The sequence below is a fragment of the Enterobacter cloacae complex sp. P12RS genome (genome assembly GCF_014895875.1).
GTDB classification, from domain to species: Bacteria; Pseudomonadota; Gammaproteobacteria; order Enterobacterales; family Enterobacteriaceae; genus Enterobacter; species Enterobacter bugandensis.
Map to the genome: position 1 here is coordinate 1 of NZ_JADBQO010000029.1, position 21,534 is coordinate 21,534.

Below are 21,534 nucleotides of genomic sequence, written 5' to 3' on the forward strand. Positions count from 1 at the left end.
GCCAAGCGGTAAGGCACCGGATTCTGATTCCGGCATTCCGAGGTTCGAATCCTCGTACCCCAGCCAATTTAAAAGTCGTTAAGCAGTCTGTTTAACGCAATTGGGGTGTCGCCAAGCGGTAAGGCTCTGGTTTCTGATACCAGCATTCCGGGGTTCGAATCCCTGCACCCCAGCCACTTAAAACAAACAAGCCCGCTCTGCGGGCTTTTTTGTTTTTGTTGCTCAGAATAGTGCGGCCTGATGCCCTCACCCTACCCCTCTCCCACGGGGAGAGGGAATTAAGATTAGAGTCCGAGGGCGTATTTCAGCGCCTGACGCTTCAGCCCACCGGCACGCTCTGCCGCCATTAAGCCAATGTTACGCAGAATGCGCACCGGGGCCAGGTCATTGCTGAAACCGGCATAAAACAGATCCATCCCTGACTGCATGATGAAGTTATCCGCCATACGGCGCGTCTGGTAGCGCTTCAGTACCTGATGGCTGGCCCAGGCTTCCGCGTGAGCGCGTGCGTTGCCCAGCACGTCCAGTAACGCATCGACGTCACGGTATCCAAGGTTGACTCCCTGCCCCGCCAGCGGGTGGATAGTGTGTGCCGCATCGCCCACCAGCGCCAGCCCTCCTCGGACATACTGTAAAGCATGACGGCGCGTGAGCGGGAATGCACCTGCGGTGACTGGCGTCACGTTGCCAAGGCGGCTCGGGAAGTGAAGCAGGATCTCGCGCTGCAGCTGCTCCATCGACAGCCCCTGCAGCTGGCGAATGCGCGCCGGTTTGTCGTACCACACCAGTGAAGCCCAGTTATCAAACAGCGGCAAGAATGCATGCGGGCCGTTCGGCGTAAAGTGCTGCCAGGTGCTTTCGCCCGGCGCATTCTCACACTGAACGGTGATTAACATGCAGGATTGCTGATATTGCCAGGCATGAACCCCAATACCCGACATCTCCCTGACCTGCGAGTTAGCGCCATCGGCCCCGACGACCAGCTTCACGGCCAGTTCATCGCCGCTGTCCAGCGTCAGCAAATAGCCGCTTTCATGAGGATGCAGTGCCTTAAGTGACGCAGGCATACGCAGCGTCACCTTCGGATGTGCCTCCAGCGCCTGCCAGAGCGCCAGCTGGAGCACGTTGTTTTCCACCATATAGCCCAGGCGTGGCAGCTTCAGCTCGGCGGCGTCAAACGACACGTGGGCATTTTCCCACTCCCAGGTTTCAAGACGGCTGTAAGGGTGTGCGCGCATCGCCTGCACCGCCTCCCAGACGCCCAGGCCGCGCAGCAGATCGACGGACGCCGCGCTGATGGCGGAAATGCGCACGTCCGGTTTGCTGGCGGGATCGAATGCCGGGGGAGCCGCCTGTTCAATAACGGTTACATCAAATCCCTGCTGCGCCAGCCCCAGCGCCAGCGCGCCGCCGACCATACCGCCGCCGACAACGGCAACTTCGGTGTGTTGGAGTGTCATGGTCAATTTTCCTTATTGGAGAATCCCTTAAGTTTACCGGATTTTTGCGGTCCTGAGACACACAACCTTCATACTGGTCACAACCCCACCAAAGCATTACAATACGCGGCTTGCAATCCTGAGCTGAGCAAGTCGATGACTAAAAAACTCCATATAAAAACCTGGGGCTGTCAGATGAACGAATACGATTCATCCAAGATGGCCGATCTGCTGGATACCACCCACGGATACCAGCTGACTGAAAATGCGAAAGAAGCCGATGTGCTGCTGCTGAACACCTGTTCAATTCGTGAAAAAGCACAGGAAAAAGTCTTTCATGTGTTAGGCCGCTGGAAGCTTCTCAAACGGAAAAATCCGGACCTGATCATTGGCGTCGGTGGCTGCGTCGCGTCGCAGGAAGGTAAGCTGATCCGTCAGAGAGCCCCGTATGTGGATATCGTCTTTGGTCCTCAGACCCTGCACCGCCTGCCGGAGATGATCAATCAGGTTCGCGGTAACCGTAGCCCGGTCGTTGACGTCAGCTTCCCGGAGATCGAGAAATTTGACCGTCTGCCAGAGCCGCGCGCCGATGGCCCGACCGCCTTCGTCTCGATCATGGAAGGCTGCAATAAATACTGTACCTACTGCGTGGTGCCTTACACCCGCGGTGAAGAGGTCAGCCGCCCTGCGGACGACATTCTGTTTGAAATTGCCCAGCTTGCCGCGCAGGGCGTTCGCGAAGTGAACCTGCTGGGCCAGAACGTTAACGCCTGGCGCGGCGAGAACTACGACGGCACCACCGGCAGCTTTGCCGAACTGCTGCGCCTGGTAGCCGCGATTGACGGCATTGACCGTATTCGCTTTACCACCAGCCATCCGATGGAGTTTACCGACGACATCATTGACGTGTATCGCGATACGCCAGAGCTGGTGAGCTTCCTGCACCTGCCGATTCAGTGCGGCTCTGACCGCGTGCTGAACCTGATGGGCCGCCCGCATACGGTGCTGGAGTACAAATCCACCATCCGCAAGCTGCGCGAAGCGCGCCCGGATATCCAGATTAGCTCTGACTTTATCGTCGGCTTCCCAGGCGAAACCGCTGATGACTTCGAGCGCACCATGAAGCTCATCGGTGAAGTGAACTTTGACGTCAGCTACAGCTTCATCTTCTCAGCGCGTCCTGGCACGCCTGCGGCCGACATGGTTGATGACGTGCCGGAAGAAGAGAAAAAGCAGCGTCTGTATATTCTTCAGGAACGCATCAACCAGCAGGCCAACGCCTGGAGCCGCCGTATGCTCGGCACCGTCCAGCGCATTCTGGTGGAAGGTACTTCCCGCAAGAGCATCATGGAACTCTCTGGTCGAACCGAGAACAACCGCGTGGTGAACTTCGAAGGCACCCCGGACATGATCGGTAAATTTGTGGACGTCGAAATTGTCGAAGTGCTGACCAACTCGCTGCGAGCGAAGGTGGTACGCACCGAGGACGAAATGGGCCTGCGTATTGCCGAGTCACCGGAATCCGTTATTTCTCGTACCCGCAAAGAAAACGATTCTGGCGTTGGGATTTACCAGCCTTGATCCTTCAGGCCTGCCTCTTCGGCAGGCCTTGTATTTCCTCTCATCACCCCCAATATCTACCGCAACGCTTGCGCCTTTATTCTGTGGCGTGAATAATTTCGGTAATAACCGTTCTATTGCGCCGTGTGGCAGCGGGTCAGTTAACCATTTAAAGAGGAACAGTTTGAACATAGATACGCGTGAAATTAGCCTTGAGCCCGCAGACAACGCTCGCCTGCTGAGCCTGTGCGGGCCGTTTGATGACAACATCAAACAACTGGAGCGACGTCTGGGTATCGAAATCAATCGTCGCGATAACCATTTCAAACTCACCGGACGCCCTATCTGCGTCAACGCGGCAGCAGATATTCTGCGCAACCTGTATGTCGATACCGCCCCGATGCGCGGCGAAATTCAGGATATTGAGCCGGAACAGATCCACCTCGCCATTAAAGAGGCGCGCGTGCTTGAGCAGAGCGCGGAAAGTGTGCCGGACTACGGCAAGGCGATCAATATCAAGACCAAGCGTGGCGTCATCAAGCCGCGTACGCCGAACCAGGCGCAGTACATCGCCAACATTCTTGACCATGACATCACCTTCGGCGTGGGTCCCGCGGGTACAGGTAAAACCTATCTGGCGGTTGCCGCTGCGGTGGATGCGCTGGAGCGTCAGGAGATCCGTCGTATCCTGCTGACCCGCCCCGCCGTTGAAGCGGGTGAAAAACTCGGCTTCCTGCCCGGCGATCTGAGCCAGAAGGTCGACCCTTACCTGCGCCCGCTGTACGACGCGCTGTTCGAGATGCTCGGCTTCGAGAAAGTGGAGAAGCTGATCGAACGTAACGTGATCGAAGTGGCCCCGCTCGCCTACATGCGCGGCCGCACGCTCAACGACGCGTTCATCATTCTCGATGAAAGCCAGAACACCACCATCGAACAGATGAAAATGTTCCTGACGCGTATCGGCTTCAACTCGAAAGCGGTGATCACCGGTGACGTCACCCAGATCGACCTGCCGCGCAGCACTAAATCAGGCCTGCGCCACGCCATTGAGGTGCTGTCAGAGGTAGACGAAATTAGCTTTAACTTCTTCCACAGTGAAGACGTTGTTCGCCACCCGGTGGTCGCGCGCATCGTTAACGCCTATGAAGCCTGGGAAGAGGCGGATCAAAAACGCAGGGCCGAACAGGCCGCGGAACGTAAGCGCGAAGCGCAGGAGCAAGAACAGAAATGAGTCAGGTGATCCTCGATTTACAGCTGGCATGTGAAGAAAATTCCGGCATGCCAGAAGAGGCACAGTTTCAGAAATGGCTGGATGCGGTAATCCCCCAGTTTCAGGAAGAATCAGAAGTCACGATTCGCCTGGTGGATGAAGCGGAAAGCCATGAGCTTAACCTGACCTACCGAGGGAAAGATAAGCCAACCAACGTGCTCTCTTTCCCGTTCGAAGCGCCGCCGGGTATTGAGATGCCGCTGCTGGGCGATCTGATCATCTGCCGTCAGGTGGTTGAGCAGGAAGCCAAAGAGCAGCAGAAACCGCTGGAAGCGCACTGGGCGCATATGGTGGTGCATGGCAGCCTGCACCTGCTGGGCTACGACCACATTGAAGATGACGAAGCGGAAGAGATGGAGTCCCTTGAGACAGAGATAATGCTTGCTCTGGGCTATGAGGATCCGTACATTGCCGAGAAAGAATAGTCAGTTACTGACTACCATGCCGCCGCGCAGGGACATAGCGCGGCGGTTAACATTGAACTAACAAGAGAACCCTTAACAAACGCCATGAGCGACGACAATTCACACAGTAGCGACACGACAACCAGTAAAAAGGGATTTTTCTCCCTCATTCTGAACCAGCTTTTCCACGGCGAGCCGAAAAACCGTGATGAACTGCTGGAGCTGATTCGTGATTCCGGGCAGAACGACCTTATCGACGAAGATACGCGCGAAATGCTCGAAGGGGTCATGGACATTGCCGACCAGCGCGTCCGCGACATCATGATCCCTCGCTCGCAGATGATCACCCTGAAACGTAACCAGACGCTGGACGAGTGCCTCGATGTGATCATCGAATCCGCCCACTCGCGTTTCCCGGTCATCAGCGAAGATAAAGATCACATCGAAGGGATTTTGATGGCCAAAGATCTGCTGCCGTTTATGCGCAGCGATGCCGAAGCCTTCAGCATGGAAAAAGTGTTACGCCAGGCCGTGGTCGTGCCGGAAAGTAAACGTGTGGATCGAATGCTGAAAGAGTTTCGCTCTCAGCGTTACCACATGGCGATTGTTATTGATGAATTCGGCGGTGTCTCAGGTCTTGTCACGATCGAAGATATTCTTGAGCTGATCGTGGGCGAAATCGAAGACGAGTACGACGAAGAAGAAGATATCGACTTCCGTCAGCTTAGCCGACACACCTGGACCGTGCGCGCGCTGGCCTCGATTGAAGATTTCAACGACGCCTTCGGTACCCACTTCAGCGATGAAGAGGTCGATACCATTGGCGGGCTGGTGATGCAGGCCTTTGGCCATCTTCCGGCGCGCGGTGAGACCGTTGACATCGACGGTTACCAGTTCAAAGTGGCAATGGCCGACAGCCGACGTATTATACAGGTTCACGTCAGAACGCCGGACGATTCACCGGTGCCAAAACTGGAAGATTAATGTAAATGGCATTTGCCCCATTGCTTGAACGCCAGCGCGTCCGTTTGCTGCTGGCGCTGTTACTCGGAGCCAGCGGTACGCTGGCTTTTTCTCCTTACGATATCTGGCCCGCGGCCATTCTCTCCCTGATGGGGCTTCAGGGGTTAACCCTGAATCGTCGTCCGGTACAGGCCGCTGCGATCGGCTACTTCTGGGGGCTGGGGCTATTTGGCTCCGGCATTAACTGGGTCTACGTCAGCATCGCACAGTTTGGCGGGATGCCGGGGCCGGTTAACGTCTTCCTGGTCGTCCTGCTCGCCGCCTATCTCTCGCTCTATACCGGTCTGTTCGCCGGAATTCTCTCTCGCCTGTGGCCTAAAACCACCTGGCTGCGTGTCGCCATTGCCGCGCCGGTGGTCTGGCAGATTACCGAGTTCCTCCGCGGCTGGGTGCTGACCGGCTTCCCGTGGCTGCAGTTCGGCTACAGCCAGATTGACGGCCCGCTGAAAGGTCTGGCACCGGTAATGGGCGTTGAAGCCATTAACTTTCTGCTGATGGTGGTAAGCGGCCTGCTGGTACTGGCGCTGGTCACGCGCGGCTGGAAGCCGCTGGCTGTGGCGCTGGTGCTGTTCGCTCTGCCCTTCCCGCTGCGCTATATCCAGTGGTTCACGCCCGAGCCCGAGCGCGCCATGCAGGTTTCCATGGTGCAGGGGAATATCCCGCAGTCCATGAAGTGGGACGAAAAAGAGTTGCTGAACACGCTAAAGATCTACGCCAACGCCACCGAAGAGGTGATGGGCAAATCGCAGCTGATTATCTGGCCAGAATCCGCTATTCCCGATCTGGAAATTAACCAGCAGCCGTTCCTCAACATGATGAACGATCTGCTGGTGGCGCGCGGCAGCACCCTGGTTACCGGCATTGTTGATGCGCGCCTGAATCAGCAGAACCGCTACGACACCTACAACACCATTATTACGCTCGGCAAAGACAGCGAATACAGCTACCACTCCACCGACCGGTACAACAAGAACCACCTTGTGCCGTTCGGTGAATTTGTGCCGCTGGAGTCTATTTTGCGTCCGCTGGCACCGTTCTTTGACCTGCCGATGTCCTCCTTCAGCCGCGGTCCGTACGTTCAGCCCCAGCTTCACGCGCACGGTCTGGCCCTGACGGCCGCCATCTGCTACGAAATCATCCTCGGCGAGCAGGTGCGCGATAACTTCCGCCCGGACACCGACTATCTGCTGACCATCTCCAACGATGCGTGGTTCGGTAAATCAATCGGCCCGTGGCAGCACTTCCAGATGGCGCGCATGCGTTCTCTGGAGCTGGCGCGTCCGCTGCTGCGTAGCACCAATAACGGCATCACCGCCGTGATTGGCCCAAAGGGCGAAATCCAGGCCATGATCCCGCAGTTCACCCGTGAAGTGCTGACAACCCAAGTCACGCCTACCACGGGCCTGACGCCGTACGCCCGCACCGGCAACTGGCCACTGTGGATCCTGACCGCGCTGTTCGGCTTTGGCGCCGTGCTGATGAGCCTGCGTCAGCGTCATAAATAATCTTGCCTTCTGATGCCGGGTGGCGACTGCGCCTTACCCGGCAATTTCCTCCCAATCTTCAATTCTGGCACGCCTGTTGCTTTATTTATTCACGTAAACGCTGTCTGGCTTAACGTGCAACCTTGTCGCACCAGTGTAGATCGTCGCTAGCACCGAAACGGTGCAACGGGAGATTATTGCCTCTGAATGGTGCGGCGCGCTTCGCAAAAATAAACAATAACGCAGCAAAATCTTTACATTAAGCCAGACTAAATGTTAACAAGCTTGCATAACACTGCACTCGCATTGCGCGAGATATAACAACATCACAATGGGTATCTATGCGTCACTGGCGCTGATAAGAAAGGAGTTGGGTATGCAATTACGTAAACTGGCCACAGCAATGCTGGTTATGGGAATGTCCGCAGGCGTGGTTCACGCTGAAGACGCTCCGGCAGCAGGCAGCACTCTCGACAAGATTGCCAAAAACGGCGTCATCGTGGTCGGCCACCGTGAATCTTCCGTCCCGTTCTCTTACTACGACAACACGCAAAAAGTCGTGGGCTATTCACAGGATTACTCCAACGCTATCGTTGAAGCTGTGAAGAAAAAGCTGAACAAACCTGACCTGCAGGTGAAGCTGATCCCAATCACTTCACAGAACCGTATTCCGCTGCTGCAAAACGGCACCTTTGACTTCGAGTGTGGTTCCACCACCAACAACCTCGAGCGTCAAAAACAGGCGGCCTTCTCTGACACCATCTTTGTCGTGGGCACCCGTCTGCTGACCAAGAAGGGCGGCGCGATCAAAGATTTTGCTGACCTGAAAGGCAAGGCGGTCGTTGTGACCTCCGGTACCACTTCTGAAGTCCTGCTGCACAAGCTGAACGACGAGAAGAAAATGGATATGCGCATCATCAGCGCGAAAGACCATGGCGACTCCTTCCGTACGCTGGAAAGTGGTCGTGCCGTCGCGTTTATGATGGATGACGCCCTGCTGGCGGGCGAACGTGCGAAGGCAAAGAAACCAGACAACTGGGATATCGTCGGTACCGCGCAGTCCAAAGAAGCCTACGGCTGCATGCTGCGTAAAGACGATCCGCAGTTCAAAAAGCTGATCGATGACACTATCGCCCAGGTGCAGACCTCCGGCGAAGCGGAAAAATGGTTCGACAAGTGGTTTAAGAACCCGATTCCACCAAAAAATCTCAATATGAACTTTGAACTGTCTGACGACATGAAAGCGCTGTTCAAATCTCCAAATGACAAGGCTCTTAACTAATTAGAACAACAGGGGCGGGATCTCCTGCCCTCTCGATTGTCGGGAAGCATGGACAGACATATACGCTGAGTGGTCGTTCCCCACTCAGCGCGAAAAAAGAGCTTCTCACCAATCTTCGAGGGTAGCGCTGCTACCCTCTTTTTTCTGGAGTTTATTATGTCAATAGACTGGAACTGGGGCATCTTCCTGCAACAAGCCCCGTTCGGCAACACCACCTATCTTGGCTGGCTGTGGAGCGGCTTTCAGGTTACCGTGGCATTATCGATAACGGCGTGGATCATCGCGTTTCTTGTCGGTTCGCTGTTCGGTATTCTGCGAACCGTCCCTAACCGTTTTCTTTCAACAATTGGCACACTGTATGTGGAGCTGTTCCGTAACGTTCCGCTCATCGTGCAGTTCTTTACCTGGTATCTGGTCATCCCGGAACTGCTGCCGGAAAATATTGGCATGTGGTTCAAGTCGGAGCTGGATCCGAACGTGCAGTTCTTTGTCTCCTCCATGATGTGTCTGGGGCTGTTTACCGCTGCGCGCGTTTGCGAGCAGGTGCGAGCCGCCATTCAGTCATTGCCACGCGGACAAAAAAATGCGGGCCTGGCGATGGGCCTGACCCTGCCACAAACCTACCGCTACGTGCTGCTGCCTAACGCCTACCGCGTTATCGTTCCACCGATGACCTCTGAGATGATGAACCTGGTGAAAAACTCGGCCATCGCCTCAACCATCGGCCTGGTGGATATGGCTGCACAGGCGGGCAAGCTGCTGGATTACTCCGCTCATGCGTGGGAATCCTTCACCGCGATCACGCTCGCGTATGTTCTGATTAACGCTTTCATCATGCTGGTGATGAACCTGGTTGAACGCAAAGTACGCCTGCCGGGCAATCTGGGAGGCAAATAATGTACGAATTTGACTGGAGTTCTATTGTTCCATCCATGCCTTACCTGCTCGATGGCCTGGTGATTACCCTAAAGATCACCGCGATCGCTATCGTCGTGGGTATCGTCTGGGGCACCCTGCTGGCCGTCATGCGCCTGTCGAGCTTTAAGCCGCTCGCCTGGTTTGCGACTGCCTACGTTAACGTCTTCCGCTCCATCCCGCTGGTGATGGTGCTGCTGTGGTTTTACCTGATTGTTCCAGGCTTCTTACAGAATGTGCTGGGACTGTCGCCGAAAACCGACATCCGCCTGATCTCTGCGATGGTGGCGTTCTCGATGTTTGAGGCCGCTTACTATTCAGAGATTATCCGTGCGGGTATCCAGAGTATCTCCCGTGGGCAGTCCAGCGCCGCGCTGGCGCTGGGAATGACGCACTGGCAGTCCATGCAGCTCATCATTCTGCCTCAGGCGTTTCGCGCCATGGTTCCGCTCCTGCTGACCCAGGGTATCGTGCTGTTCCAGGATACCTCTCTGGTTTACGTTCTGAGTCTGGCGGACTTCTTCCGTACCGCGTCGACCATAGGTGAACGTGATGGTACGCAGGTCGAGATGGTGCTCTTCGCGGGTGCGGTCTATTTTGTGATTAGTTTAAGCGCGTCGCTGTTGGTCAGCTGGCTGAAGAAAAGGACGGTATAATGATTTCCCTGAAAAATGTTTCTAAATGGTATGGGCACTTTCAGGTGCTGACCGACTGCTCCACCGAAGTCAAAAAAGGCGATGTGGTGGTGGTGTGCGGGCCGTCCGGTTCCGGTAAGTCTACGCTGATCAAAACGGTTAATGGTCTGGAGCCTGTGCAGCAGGGCGAAATTGTTGTTAACGGCACGAAAGTGAACGACAAGAAAACCAACCTGGCCCAGCTTCGCTCTCACGTCGGCATGGTGTTCCAGCATTTTGAGCTATTCCCTCATCTGTCCATTATTGAGAACCTGACGCTGGCTCAGGTCAAAGTGCTCAAGCGTGATAAAAAAGCGTCGCGCGAAAAGGGGCTCAAGCTTCTGGAGCGCGTGGGGCTTTCTGCACATGCCGATAAGTTCCCGGCACAGCTTTCCGGCGGCCAGCAGCAGCGTGTGGCGATTGCGCGCGCGCTGTGCATGGATCCGGTGGCGATGCTGTTCGATGAGCCCACGTCAGCACTCGATCCTGAAATGATCAACGAAGTGCTGGACGTGATGGTCGAGCTGGCGCACGAAGGGATGACCATGATGGTGGTGACGCACGAAATGGGCTTCGCCCGTAAAGTGGCCAACCGCGTGATCTTCATGGACGAAGGGAAAATTGTCGAAGACTCACCGAAAGAAGAGTTCTTCGCCAACCCGAAATCCGAACGCGCCAAAGATTTCCTCGCGAAAATCCTGCACTAATCTTCTCGGTGCGCAATCTGCGGATTGCGCACTGCTTCACGCTTTAGATCTCTTTTTCTATTCGGCGTCACATCGCAGCGTTAACCTTGTCACAAAATAATGCTAAGAATGGAGAACGCTATGGCACACCCTATAATTCTCGACTGCGATCCGGGTCATGATGACGCGATCGCGCTCGTCCTCGCGCTTGCCTCCCCGGAACTGGACGTGAAAGCGGTCACCTCGTCCGCCGGAAATCAGACGCCGGACAAAACCCTGCGCAACGTTTTACGAATGCTGACGCTGCTGAAACGCACCGATATTCCTGTCGCAGGCGGCGCCGTTAAGCCGCTGATGCGCGAGCTGATCATTGCCGACAACGTTCACGGTGAAAGCGGGCTGGATGGCCCGGCGCTGCCGGAGCCAGGTTTCACACCGCAAGACTGCACCGCCGTCGAGCTAATGGCGAAGGTGCTGCGTGAAAGCGCAGAGCCCGTGACGCTGGTGGCTACCGGCCCGCAGACCAACGTTGCGCTTCTGCTGAACAGCCATCCTGAACTGCACAGCAACATCGCCCGTATCGTCATCATGGGCGGATCAATGGGGCTGGGGAACTGGACGCCTGCGGCCGAATTCAACATCTTTGTTGATCCGGAGGCTGCGGAGATCGTCTTCCAGTCGGGCCTGCCGATTGTGATGGCGGGGCTGGACGTGACGCATCGGGCACAGATTATGGCAGACGATATTGACCGCTTCCGCGCCGTGGGCAACCCGGTTGCGACAACCGTAGCCGAGCTGCTCGACTTCTTTATGGAGTATCACAAAGCCGAGAAATGGGGCTTTCACGGCGCGCCGCTGCATGACCCGTGCACCATCGCCTGGCTGCTGAAGCCTGAAATGTTTACTACGGTGGACAGATGGGTTGGCGTGGAGACGCAGGGGAAATATACCCAGGGGATGACGGTGGTGGATTACTATTCGCTGACGGGGAATAAACCGAATACGACGCTGATGGTGGATATCGACCGGGAGGCGTTTGTGGATTTGCTGGCGGAAAGACTTGCTTACTATTGTGCGGCCTGACGCCCTCTCCCACGGGGAGAGGGAACTAAACTGCGCTTTTACTTATGGCTCAAACGGGCGACGCTGGAACTGATCGTGCCCGCACTTCGGGCACAGCGGCAACACATCCGGCGTATATACCGCAATATGGTGATGGCACTTCTCGCACACCAGATTCCCCAGCCCCACCACTTCACCGCTCTGGTACACGCCGTGATGATTTAAATCCTGGAACACCTCGCGCCACTCCAGCTGTGTTTTATCGGTAATATCCGCCAGCTCCTGCCACAGGCTCTCTTTGATCACCCGCATAAAGACGCTGTCGGCGATCTCATCCTGGCTCTCTTCGTAGCTGCGCGCGAACTCTTCCAGATCGCGGCGTACGGCGCGCGTCACCTCTTCCACTTCGGTTCGCGTTAACTCACCCGTTTGCGTCACCCGTTCACGCGCCTGTTCGACCAGCGCGTCAATATCGCGCTCGCCGTTACGCAGCCGTTCCGTCAGTGTCGCCACCAGTTCGCGGTAAAATTGAGCAACCTTGTTCATCATTTTGCCTCCCGGGTAAGTAACTATTTCTAATAATAGACCTTATTTCGCCGCCGCTTTGTCAGGTGAAGCACAGACCCGGTAAATTCCTGCAAAGTGCAATTGCGCGAAAGGCTGTTTTGACGCGGGCGTTTGGGCTATGCTATGCGGATCTGAATTACCACATCCATTGGCTACATTTTTGTAGCTGTATTGAACACAGGACCACTGGCTGCCATGCAAGAGCAATACCGCCCGGAAGAGATAGAATCAAAAGTCCAGCAACACTGGGACGAGAAGCGCACCTTTGAAGTAACCGAAGACGAGAGCAAAGAGAAGTATTACTGCCTGTCGATGCTTCCCTATCCTTCTGGTCGACTACACATGGGCCACGTGCGTAACTACACCATCGGTGATGTGATCGCCCGTTACCAGCGCATGCTGGGCAAAAACGTTCTGCAGCCAATCGGCTGGGATGCGTTCGGCCTGCCTGCAGAAGGCGCAGCGGTAAAAAACAATACCGCTCCGGCACCGTGGACGTACGACAACATCGCGTACATGAAAAACCAGCTCAAAATGCTGGGCTTCGGCTATGACTGGAGCCGCGAGCTGGCGACCTGTACCCCGGAATACTACCGCTGGGAGCAGAAGTTCTTCACCGAGCTGTACAAAAAAGGCCTGGTGTACAAGAAGACCTCTGCCGTTAACTGGTGCCCGAATGACCAGACCGTTCTGGCGAACGAGCAGGTTATCGACGGCTGCTGCTGGCGCTGCGACACCAAAGTTGAGCGTAAAGAGATCCCGCAGTGGTTTATCAAAATCACCGCTTACGCTGACGAACTGCTGAACGATCTGGATACACTGGATCACTGGCCTGACACCGTTAAGACCATGCAGCGCAACTGGATCGGCCGTTCTGAAGGCGTGGAAATTACCTTCAACGTTGAGAACTACGACCAGACCCTGACCGTCTACACCACCCGTCCGGACACCTTCATGGGTGCGACCTATCTGGCCGTGGCCGCAGGTCACCCACTGGCGCAGAAAGCGGCAGAGAACAACCCGGAACTGGCGACCTTCATCGACGAATGCCGCAACACGAAAGTGGCCGAAGCCGACATGGCGACGATGGAGAAAAAAGGCGTTGCGACGGGCTTCTATGCTAAGCACCCGCTGACGGGCGAAGCGATCCCGGTCTGGGCAGCAAACTTCGTTCTGATGGAGTACGGTACAGGTGCAGTAATGGCCGTTCCGGGTCACGATCAGCGCGACTACGAGTTTGCCACCAAATACAACCTGCCGATTAAAGCCGTTATTCTGGCCGCCGATGGTTCTGAACCTGACCTGTCCGAGCAGGCGTTGACCGAAAAAGGCACCCTGTTCAACTCCGGTGAGTTCAGCGGCCTCAGCTTCGAAGAGGGCTTCAACGCCATCGCCGATAAGCTGGCCTCACTGGGCGTGGGCGAGCGTAAAGTGAACTTCCGTCTGCGCGACTGGGGCGTGTCCCGTCAGCGTTACTGGGGTGCGCCAATTCCAATGGTGACCCTGGAAGACGGCACCGTCATGCCAACGCCTGAAGATCAGCTGCCCGTGATCCTGCCGGAAGACGTGGTCATGGACGGCATCACCAGCCCGATCAAAGCCGATCCTGAGTGGGCCAAAACCACCGTCAACGGCCAGCCTGCGCTGCGTGAAACCGACACCTTCGATACCTTTATGGAGTCTTCCTGGTACTACGCGCGCTACACCTGCCCGCAGTACAAAGAAGGCATGCTGGATTCTGACGCCGCCAACTACTGGCTGCCGGTAGATATCTATATTGGTGGTATCGAACACGCCATCATGCACCTGCTCTACTTCCGCTTTTTCCATAAGCTGATGCGCGATGCCGGCATGGTGAACTCTGACGAGCCCGCTAAACAGCTGCTGTGCCAGGGTATGGTGCTGGCAGACGCCTTCTACTACGTTGGCGCGAACGGAGAGCGTAACTGGGTTTCTCCAGTTGATGCGATCGTTGAGCGCGACGAGAAAGGCCGTATCGTGAAGGCGACAGACGCTGAAGGCCATGAACTGGTTTATACCGGCATGAGCAAGATGTCCAAGTCTAAAAACAACGGTATCGACCCGCAGGTGATGGTTGAGCGTTACGGCGCGGACACCGTACGTCTGTTCATGATGTTTGCTTCTCCGGCTGATATGACCCTTGAGTGGCAGGAATCCGGCGTAGAAGGCGCGAACCGCTTCCTGAAACGCGTCTGGAAGCTGGTGTACGAACATACCGCACAGGGTGATGCTCCGGCACTGAACGCCGCTGCGCTGAGCGAAGATCAGCAGGCGCTGCGTCGTGATGTTCATAAAACGATCGCGAAAGTGACCGATGATATTGGTCGTCGTCAGACCTTCAATACCGCAATTGCGGCTATTATGGAACTGATGAACAAGCTGGCGAAAGCCCCGCAGGACGGCGAGCAGGATCGTGCCATCATGCGTGAAGCGCTGCTGGCCGTGGTTCGCATGCTTAACCCGTTCACGCCACACGTCAGCTTCACCTTGTGGCAGGAGCTGAAAGGCGAAGGCGATATCGACAACGCGCCGTGGCCGGTGGCTGACGAAGCAGCGATGGTGGAAAACACCACGCTGGTGGTGGTCCAGGTCAACGGCAAAGTCCGTGGTAAAATTACCGTGGCGGTCGATGCAACTGAAGATCAGGTTCGCGAGCGCGCGGGCCAGGAACCTCTGGTTGCGAAATATCTTGAGGGCGTTACCTTACGTAAAGCGATCTACGTACCGGGTAAACTGCTCAATCTGGTCGTTGGCTAAGCGCGGGAGGAAACGTGCGACAACTGGCAACAATACTCTTATCTCTGGCGGTGCTTGTCACCGCTGGCTGTGGCTGGCATCTGCGCAACACCACGGCGGTGCCTGCTGAGATGAAAACAATGATCTTTGATTCCGGGGATCCAAACGGACCGCTCAGCCGGGCCATTCGTAATCAGCTGCGCCTGAACGGCGTTGAGCTTATTGAGAAAGGTACGCTGCGCCAGGATGTACCGTCTCTGCGCGTACTGGGAATGACGCTGGGCCAGGATACGGCGTCCATCTTCCAGGACGGCCGCACGGCTGAATATCAGATGGTGCTGTCGGTCAACGCGGCTGTACTGATCCCGGGTAAAGACATCTATCCGATCAGCGCAAAAGTGTATCGTTCGTTCTTTGATAACCCGCAAACCGCGCTGGCAAAAGATGCCGAACAGCAGATTATCATCAACGAAATGTACGACAAGGCGGCGGAACAGCTGATCCGCAAACTGCCGGGTATTGCAGCGTCTAACCGAGAAGGCTCTGACATTATTGAAAAACCGGATGCCAGTACGCCTCCTGTTTCTACCTCTCTGGGTAAATGATGATCAGGCTGTATCCTGAACAACTCCGCGCGCAGCTCAATGAAGGGCTGCGCGCGGCGTATCTGCTGCTCGGAAACGACCCGTTACTACTTCAGGAAAGCCTGGATGCCGTGCGGCATGCGGCCGCGGCTCAGGGCTTTGATGAACACCATACCGTTCAGGTGGATAACGCCACCGACTGGAACGCCCTCTTCTCACTCTGTCAGGCGATGAGCCTTTTTGCGTCGCGCCAGACAATCCAGATCCTGCTGCCGGAGAGCGGCCCTAACGCGGCCATCAATGAGCAACTGGCCACGCTGGTCAGCCTGTTACATAGCGATCTGCTGTTAATTGTGCGCGGCAGCAAGCTCACCAAAGCGCAGGAAAACGCGGCATGGTTCACCCAGCTCGCGACCCACGCGGTGCTGGTCACCTGCCAGACGCCTGAGCAGGCGCACCTGCCTAAATGGGTCGCCGCGAGAGCGAAGCAGCACAACCTTCAACTGGACGATGCGGCGAACCAACTGCTCTGCTACTGCTATGAAGGCAACCTGCTGGCCCTGGCACAGGCGCTGGACAGGCTCTCCCTGCTCTGGCCGGACGGCAAGCTGACCTTACCGCGCGTTGAGCAGGCCGTTAACGATGCCGCACACTTCACGCCGTTCCACTGGGTGGATGCTCTGTTGTCGGCGAAAAGCAAACGCGCCCTGCATATTCTCCAGCAGCTGCGCCTGGAGGGCAGTGAACCCGTCATTCTGCTGCGCACGCTGCAGCGCGAACTGTTGCTACTGATAACGCTCAAGCGCCAGTCGGCCCATACGCCGTTACGCTCCCTGTTTGATAAACACCGGGTGTGGCAAAACCGGCGGGCAATGACCACCGAGGCCATCAACCGCCTGAGCCATGAACAGCTGCGCCAGGCTGTGCAGCTTCTGATGCGCGCCGAGCTTACCCTAAAACAAGATTACGGCCAGTCGGTGTGGGCGGAGCTGGAAAGCCTTTCCCTGCTGCTTTGCCACAAGGCGCTGGCTGACGTATTTATTGATGGATAGTATGCACTCTTTACAGGCCCTGTATGGCGGCACCTTTGACCCGGTACACTACGGGCATCTGAAGCCGGTAGAAATTCTGGCAAATCTGATCGGCCTGCAGCGCGTTACCATCATGCCCAATAATGTTCCGCCGCACCGCCCCCAGCCTGAAGCAACCAGCGAGCAGCGTAAAGAGATGCTCGCTCTGGCTATCGCGGATAAGCCGCTCTTCAGGCTGGATGAACGGGAATTGCGTCGCGACACCCCCTCGTGGACGGCGCAAACGCTGCAGGAGTGGCGGGCCGAGCAAGGGCCTGACCAGCCGCTCGCCTTTATCATCGGTCAGGACTCCCTGCTCAATTTCCCCACGTGGCACAAGTATGAAACCATTCTGGGGAACAGCCACCTGCTCGTCTGCCGCCGTCCGGGCTACCCGCTGACCATGCGCGAAGCGCAATATCAGCAGTGGCTTGAAGACCATCTCACCGATAACGTTGAAGATCTTCACAACCAGCCCGCCGGGAAGATTTATCTGGCGGAGACGCCGTGGTTCGACATCTCTGCGACCGTTATTCGCGAACGTTTACAGCAGGGTTTAGCCTGTGACGATCTGCTGCCTGCCCCGGTGCTGGCGTATATTCATACGCACGGGTTGTATCAGAAAACCGCAGATAAATAGCCGGAGGGCATAAAAAGCAGCATATTGATTATCCTGCCTTGACAGGTTAAGCCATACTGTTATCCTCCGCTGCCAGACTTTCCCGCCGATCGTTGCTTTACAGAAATTGTTTTACAAAAATGGCGATGCAATCTCAGGCGGAGGGTGGGATGATACCCGCCTTCAAAAGCCCGGACGGTGACATTTGTCCCGACAGGGGCGTCAGTTCAGGTATACTGTCTGGCCACGAATTCATAGTTGTACAATCTCATTCACCCAGGGGGAAAACTTGCAGGGTAAAGCACTCCAGGATTTTGTTATCGACAAAATTGATGACCTGAAAGGTCAGGACATCATCGCTATCGACGTTAAGGGTAAATCCAGTATTACCGACTGCATGATTATCTGCACCGGTACCTCTACGCGTCATGTTGTTTCGATTGCCGACCATGTGGTTCAGGAATCGCGCGCAGCAGGACTCTTACCGCTTGGCGTTGAAGGTGAAGCGACCGCTGACTGGGTGGTTGTTGACCTCGGCGATGTGATTGTCCACGTCATGCAGGAAGAGAGCCGTCGCCTGTATGAGCTGGAAAAACTCTGGGGTTAATGCGTGAAGTTGCAGCTGGTCGCCGTCGGCACCAAAATGCCGGACTGGGTACAAACCGGTTTTACTGAATATCTGCGTCGTTTTCCCAAAGACATGCCGTTCGAACTGGTGGAGATCCCCGCCGGGAAGCGCGGTAAGAACGCGGATATCAAACGTATTCTCGACAAAGAGGGTGAACTGATGCTTGCTGCCGCAGGCAAGAACCGCATCGTCACCCTTGATATTCCAGGTAAACCCTGGGATACGCCGCAGCTGGCGCATGAACTGGAGCGCTGGAAGCAGGATGGCCGCGACGTCAGTCTGTTGATTGGCGGACCTGAAGGGTTATCCCCCGCCTGCAAAGCGGCAGCAGAACAAAGTTGGTCTCTCTCTGCGCTGACGCTGCCCCACCCGCTCGTGCGGGTCCTGGTGGCGGAAAGCTTGTATCGCGCGTGGAGCATTACTACCAACCACCCCTATCACCGCGAGTAATGACTGACCAGGGTAGATTAAGCAGCGGATGAAACTACAGAATTCTTTTCGCGACTATACGGCTGAGTCCGCGCTGTTTGTGCGCCGGGCGCTGGTCGCCTTTACGGGGATTTTGCTGCTTACCGGCGTGCTGATCGCCAACCTTTATAATCTGCAAATTGTCCGCTTTACCGATTACCAGACGCGTTCTAACGAAAACCGCATTAAGCTGGTGCCTATCGCACCCAGCCGCGGCATTATCTACGACCGTAACGGCACCCCTCTGGCGTTAAACCGCACCATCTATCAAGTCGAGATGATGCCGGAGAAGGTCGATAACGTGCAGAATACGCTGGAAGCGCTAAGGAGCGTTGTCGATCTTAACGATGATGATATCGCGGCCTTCAAAAAAGAGCGCGCCCGCTCTCACCGTTTCACCTCCATTCCGGTTAAAACCAATCTGACGGAAGTCCAGGTCGCCCGTTTTGCGGTGAACCAGTACCGCTTTCCCGGTGTGGAAGTGAAGGGTTACAAGCGTCGCTACTATCCTTACGGATCCGCGCTGACGCATGTGATTGGCTACGTTTCCAAGATTAACGATAAAGACGTCGAGCGCCTCGATAAAGACGGCAAGCTGGCGAACTACGCCGCGACGCACGATATCGGCAAGCTGGGGATCGAGCGCTACTACGAAGATGTCCTGCACGGGCAGACCGGCTATGAAGAAGTTGAGGTCAACAACCGTGGTCGCGTCATTCGCCAGCTTAAGGAAGTGCCGCCTCAGGCGGGGCACGACGTCTATCTGACGCTCGATCTCAAACTGCAGCAGTATATTGAAACCCTGCTGGCGGGCAGCCGCGCCGCCGTGGTGGTCACCGACCCGCGCACCGGCGGCATTCTGGCCATGGTTTCTATGCCAAGCTATGACCCGAACCTCTTTGTTGACGGTATCTCCAGCAAAGACTACTCCGGCCTGTTGAATGACCCTAACACCCCGCTGGTGAACCGCGCCACGCAAGGCGTTTACCCGCCGGCATCAACGGTTAAACCGTACGTGGCGGTCTCGGCGCTGAGCGCGGGCGTCATCAACCGCAATACCAGCCTGTTTGACCCGGGCTGGTGGCAGCTACCGGGCTCTGAAAAACGCTATCGCGACTGGAAGAAATGGGGCCACGGACATCTGAACGTTACGAAATCTCTGGAAGAATCTGCGGATACCTTCTTCTATCAGGTGGCGTATGACATGGGCATTGACCGCCTGTCAGAGTGGATGAGCAAATTCGGCTACGGGCACTACACCGGCGTGGATCTGGCTGAAGAGCGCTCCGGCAACATGCCAACCCGTGAGTGGAAGCTGAAGCGCTTTAAGAAGCCGTGGTATCAGGGTGATACCATACCGGTGGGTATCGGCCAGGGTTACTGGACGGCCACCCCGCTTCAGATGAACAAAGCGATGATGATCCTCATTAACGACGGCGTGGTGAAAGTTCCGCATCTGCTGCAAAGCACCGTTGAAGATGGCAAAAAAGTGCCGTGGGTGCAGCCCCATGAAGCGCCGGTAGGCGACATCCATTCCGGCTTCTGGGAAATAGCGAAAGACGGTATGTACGGTGTGGCAAACCGTCCAAACGGAACCGCGCACAAGTATTTCGCCGGTACGCCATATAAAGTGGCCGCGAAATCCGGTACGGCGCAGGTCTTTGGCCTGAAAGCCAATGAAACCTATAACGCACACCGCATTGCCGAACGTCTGCGTGACCATAAGCTGATGACGGCGTTTGCCCCTTATGATAACCCGCAGGTGGCGGTGGCAATGATTCTGGAGAACGGCGGCGCTGGCCCGGCGGTAGGGACCATCATGCGCCAGATCCTGGACCACATTATGCTGGGTGATAACAATACCGAACTGCCGGCTGAAAATCCGGCCGCCGCTGCGGCGGAGGACCAATAATCATGACGGATAATCCAAATAAAAAATCGCTGTGGGATAAAATTCACATCGACCCAGCCATGCTGCTGATCCTGCTGGCCCTGCTGGTTTACAGCGCCCTGGTTATCTGGAGCGCAAGCGGCCAGGACATCGGCATGATGGAACGCAAGATCGGCCAGATCGCGATGGGTCTGGTCATTATGGTGGTAATGGCGCAGATCCCGCCGCGCGTCTATGAAGGCTGGGCGCCCTATCTCTACATCTTCTGTATTATTTTGCTGGTGGCGGTAGATGCGTTCGGTGCCATCTCAAAAGGGGCACAGCGCTGGCTGGATCTGGGCGTTGTTCGTTTCCAGCCCTCGGAGATTGCCAAAATCGCAGTCCCGCTGATGGTGGCGCGCTTTATCAACCGCGACGTCTGTCCGCCGTCGCTGAAAAATACCGCTATCGCCCTGGTGCTGATATTCCTGCCGACACTGCTGGTTGCGGCGCAGCCTGACCTCGGCACCTCGATCCTTATCGCCCTCTCCGGCCTGTTTGTCCTGTTCCTGTCGGGCTTAAGCTGGCGTCTGATTGGTATCGCGGTGGTGCTGGTTGCAGCGTTTATCCCTATCCTGTGGTTCTTCCTGATGCATGACTACCAGCGCCAGCGCGTCATGATGCTTCTGGATCCGGAAACCGATCCGCTCGGTGCGGGCTATCATATTATTCAGTCCAAGATTGCGATTGGCTCCGGCGGCCTGCGCGGTAAAGGCTGGCTGCACGGTACCCAGTCGCAGCTGGAGTTTTTACCGGAGCGCCACACCGACTTTATCTTTGCGGTACTGGCGGAAGAGCTGGGACTGGTTGGCATCCTGATCCTGCTGGCGCTCTATGTGCTGCTCATCATGCGAGGTTTGTGGATTGCGGCCCGCGCGCAGACCACCTTCGGCCGCGTCATGGCAGGCGGACTGATGTTGATTTTATTCGTTTATGTCTTCGTAAATATTGGTATGGTGAGTGGTATTCTGCCGGTGGTAGGCGTACCGCTGCCGCTGGTGAGTTACGGAGGCTCGGCACTGATCGTGTTGATGGCCGGGTTTGGTATCGTGATGTCGATCCACACCCACAGAAAAATGTTGTCAAAAAGCGTATAAAAATAAGGGGATCGG

The 21,534-nt window shown here is 56.1% G+C and carries 20 protein-coding genes and 1 tRNA gene; 19 read left to right on the forward strand and 2 right to left on the reverse strand.

The genetic code is table 11. The features are described 5' to 3' along the window. Positions 1–101 precede the first annotated feature (101 nt). Positions 102–176: transfer RNA gene (locus IM284_RS16750), tRNA-Gln, on the forward strand. A gap of 108 nt (positions 177–284) precedes the next feature. Here IM284_RS16750 and ubiF read toward each other — a convergent pair. Then, a complete protein-coding gene (gene ubiF, locus IM284_RS16755; protein WP_047367735.1) occupies positions 285–1,460 on the reverse strand; it encodes a 3-demethoxyubiquinol 3-hydroxylase in 1,176 nt (391 codons plus the stop codon). Positions 1,461–1,595: 135 nt separating this feature from the next. On the opposite strand from ubiF, the gene miaB reads away from it, so the two are divergent. The 10 genes from miaB to rihA all read left to right on the forward strand — a co-directional run bounded on the left by miaB (position 1,596) and on the right by rihA (position 11,820). After that, a complete protein-coding gene (miaB, locus tag IM284_RS16760) occupies positions 1,596–3,020 on the forward strand; it encodes a tRNA (N6-isopentenyl adenosine(37)-C2)-methylthiotransferase MiaB (RefSeq protein WP_028012350.1) in 1,425 nt (474 codons plus the stop codon). Positions 3,021–3,183: 163 nt separating this feature from the next. After that, entirely contained in the window at positions 3,184–4,230 is a 1,047-nt protein-coding gene (locus IM284_RS16765; RefSeq protein WP_047367734.1) for a PhoH family protein, read from the forward strand. Beyond that, positions 4,227–4,694 carry an rRNA maturation RNase YbeY gene (gene ybeY / locus IM284_RS16770; protein ID WP_047367733.1) on the forward strand — a complete coding sequence of 156 codons (468 nt, stop codon included), beginning with the start codon at positions 4,227–4,229 and terminating at the stop codon, positions 4,692–4,694. Before IM284_RS16765 ends, ybeY begins: the two co-directional genes overlap by 4 nt. Positions 4,695–4,778: 84 nt before the next feature. Next, the gene (corC, locus tag IM284_RS16775; RefSeq protein ID WP_021242574.1) at positions 4,779–5,657 is read left to right on the forward strand and encodes a CNNM family magnesium/cobalt transport protein CorC; all 879 of its coding nucleotides are present in this window, start codon (positions 4,779–4,781) and stop codon (positions 5,655–5,657) included. Between the two features lie 5 nt (positions 5,658–5,662). Then, complete coding sequence (lnt, locus tag IM284_RS16780; protein ID WP_047367732.1) at positions 5,663–7,201, forward strand: apolipoprotein N-acyltransferase; 1,539 nt, start codon at positions 5,663–5,665, stop codon at positions 7,199–7,201. A gap of 355 nt (positions 7,202–7,556) precedes the next feature. After that, positions 7,557–8,462 carry an amino acid ABC transporter substrate-binding protein gene (locus IM284_RS16785; RefSeq protein WP_014831086.1) on the forward strand — a complete coding sequence of 302 codons (906 nt, stop codon included), beginning with the start codon at positions 7,557–7,559 and terminating at the stop codon, positions 8,460–8,462. A gap of 156 nt (positions 8,463–8,618) precedes the next feature. After that, positions 8,619–9,359: an amino acid ABC transporter permease gene (locus IM284_RS16790; protein ID WP_028012347.1), complete on the forward strand. Its 741-nt coding sequence runs from the start codon at positions 8,619–8,621 to the stop codon at positions 9,357–9,359. Further along, positions 9,359–10,033, forward strand: coding sequence for a glutamate/aspartate ABC transporter permease GltK (gene gltK / locus IM284_RS16795; RefSeq protein ID WP_028012346.1), 675 nt, complete (start codon positions 9,359–9,361; stop codon positions 10,031–10,033). The genes IM284_RS16790 and gltK overlap by 1 nt, the downstream gene beginning before the upstream one ends. After that, positions 10,033–10,758, forward strand: coding sequence for an amino acid ABC transporter ATP-binding protein (locus IM284_RS16800; RefSeq protein WP_014883001.1), 726 nt, complete (start codon positions 10,033–10,035; stop codon positions 10,756–10,758). The genes gltK and IM284_RS16800 overlap by 1 nt, the downstream gene beginning before the upstream one ends. Positions 10,759–10,878: 120 nt before the next feature. Next, positions 10,879–11,820 (forward strand): pyrimidine-specific ribonucleoside hydrolase RihA, encoded by a 942-nt coding sequence (gene rihA, locus IM284_RS16805; RefSeq protein WP_047367731.1) that lies wholly within the window; start codon positions 10,879–10,881, stop codon positions 11,818–11,820. 42 nt (positions 11,821–11,862) lie between these two features. Here the strand turns inward: rihA and IM284_RS16810 are convergent, their stop codons facing one another. Then, positions 11,863–12,345: a zinc ribbon-containing protein gene (locus IM284_RS16810; protein WP_028012343.1), complete on the reverse strand. Its 483-nt coding sequence runs from the start codon at positions 12,343–12,345 to the stop codon at positions 11,863–11,865. A gap of 216 nt (positions 12,346–12,561) precedes the next feature. Here IM284_RS16810 and leuS point away from each other — a divergent pair, with 216 nt between their 5' ends. From leuS to mrdB, 8 genes are all read left to right on the forward strand, one after another. Continuing rightward, positions 12,562–15,144: a leucine--tRNA ligase gene (leuS, locus tag IM284_RS16815; protein ID WP_048338851.1), complete on the forward strand. Its 2,583-nt coding sequence runs from the start codon at positions 12,562–12,564 to the stop codon at positions 15,142–15,144. A gap of 14 nt (positions 15,145–15,158) precedes the next feature. Next, positions 15,159–15,728, forward strand: coding sequence for an LPS assembly lipoprotein LptE (gene lptE, locus IM284_RS16820; RefSeq protein ID WP_045630867.1), 570 nt, complete (start codon positions 15,159–15,161; stop codon positions 15,726–15,728). Continuing rightward, positions 15,728–16,759, forward strand: a complete 1,032-nt coding sequence (gene holA / locus IM284_RS16825; RefSeq protein ID WP_047367730.1) for a DNA polymerase III subunit delta — start codon at positions 15,728–15,730, stop codon at positions 16,757–16,759. Before lptE ends, holA begins: the two co-directional genes overlap by 1 nt. Next, complete coding sequence (nadD, locus tag IM284_RS16830; RefSeq protein ID WP_047367729.1) at positions 16,752–17,417, forward strand: nicotinate-nucleotide adenylyltransferase; 666 nt, start codon at positions 16,752–16,754, stop codon at positions 17,415–17,417. The genes holA and nadD overlap by 8 nt, the downstream gene beginning before the upstream one ends. A 268-nt stretch (positions 17,418–17,685) precedes the next feature. Further along, complete coding sequence (gene rsfS / locus IM284_RS16835) at positions 17,686–18,003, forward strand: ribosome silencing factor (RefSeq protein ID WP_003858696.1); 318 nt, start codon at positions 17,686–17,688, stop codon at positions 18,001–18,003. 3 nt (positions 18,004–18,006) lie between these two features. Continuing rightward, the gene (rlmH, locus tag IM284_RS16840; protein ID WP_003858701.1) at positions 18,007–18,474 is read left to right on the forward strand and encodes a 23S rRNA (pseudouridine(1915)-N(3))-methyltransferase RlmH; all 468 of its coding nucleotides are present in this window, start codon (positions 18,007–18,009) and stop codon (positions 18,472–18,474) included. A 28-nt stretch (positions 18,475–18,502) separates the two neighbouring features. Continuing rightward, the gene (gene mrdA, locus IM284_RS16845) at positions 18,503–20,404 is read left to right on the forward strand and encodes a peptidoglycan DD-transpeptidase MrdA (RefSeq protein WP_028012338.1); all 1,902 of its coding nucleotides are present in this window, start codon (positions 18,503–18,505) and stop codon (positions 20,402–20,404) included. A 2-nt stretch (positions 20,405–20,406) separates the two neighbouring features. Further along, complete coding sequence (gene mrdB / locus IM284_RS16850) at positions 20,407–21,519, forward strand: peptidoglycan glycosyltransferase MrdB (RefSeq protein WP_013097590.1); 1,113 nt, start codon at positions 20,407–20,409, stop codon at positions 21,517–21,519. The last annotated feature ends 15 nt before the right edge of the window (positions 21,520–21,534 follow it).

Coding starts and splice junctions, on each gene's coding strand:
- leuS (WP_048338851.1), top strand. CDS start 12,562: ATGCAAGAGCAATACCGCCCGGAAGAGATAGAATCAAAAGTCCAGCAA.
- ybeY (WP_047367733.1), top strand. CDS start 4,227: ATGAGTCAGGTGATCCTCGATTTACAGCTGGCATGTGAAGAAAATTCC.
- IM284_RS16790 (WP_028012347.1), top strand. CDS start 8,619: ATGTCAATAGACTGGAACTGGGGCATCTTCCTGCAACAAGCCCCGTTC.
- IM284_RS16785 (WP_014831086.1), top strand. CDS start 7,557: ATGCAATTACGTAAACTGGCCACAGCAATGCTGGTTATGGGAATGTCC.
- corC (WP_021242574.1), top strand. CDS start 4,779: ATGAGCGACGACAATTCACACAGTAGCGACACGACAACCAGTAAAAAG.
- holA (WP_047367730.1), top strand. CDS start 15,728: ATGATCAGGCTGTATCCTGAACAACTCCGCGCGCAGCTCAATGAAGGG.
- gltK (WP_028012346.1), top strand. CDS start 9,359: ATGTACGAATTTGACTGGAGTTCTATTGTTCCATCCATGCCTTACCTG.
- IM284_RS16800 (WP_014883001.1), top strand. CDS start 10,033: ATGATTTCCCTGAAAAATGTTTCTAAATGGTATGGGCACTTTCAGGTG.
- miaB (WP_028012350.1), top strand. CDS start 1,596: ATGACTAAAAAACTCCATATAAAAACCTGGGGCTGTCAGATGAACGAA.
- nadD (WP_047367729.1), top strand. CDS start 16,752: ATGGATAGTATGCACTCTTTACAGGCCCTGTATGGCGGCACCTTTGAC.
- ubiF (WP_047367735.1), bottom strand. CDS start 1,460: ATGACACTCCAACACACCGAAGTTGCCGTTGTCGGCGGCGGTATGGTC.
- IM284_RS16810 (WP_028012343.1), bottom strand. CDS start 12,345: ATGAACAAGGTTGCTCAATTTTACCGCGAACTGGTGGCGACACTGACG.
- mrdA (WP_028012338.1), top strand. CDS start 18,503: ATGAAACTACAGAATTCTTTTCGCGACTATACGGCTGAGTCCGCGCTG.
- rihA (WP_047367731.1), top strand. CDS start 10,879: ATGGCACACCCTATAATTCTCGACTGCGATCCGGGTCATGATGACGCG.
- mrdB (WP_013097590.1), top strand. CDS start 20,407: ATGACGGATAATCCAAATAAAAAATCGCTGTGGGATAAAATTCACATC.
- lnt (WP_047367732.1), top strand. CDS start 5,663: ATGGCATTTGCCCCATTGCTTGAACGCCAGCGCGTCCGTTTGCTGCTG.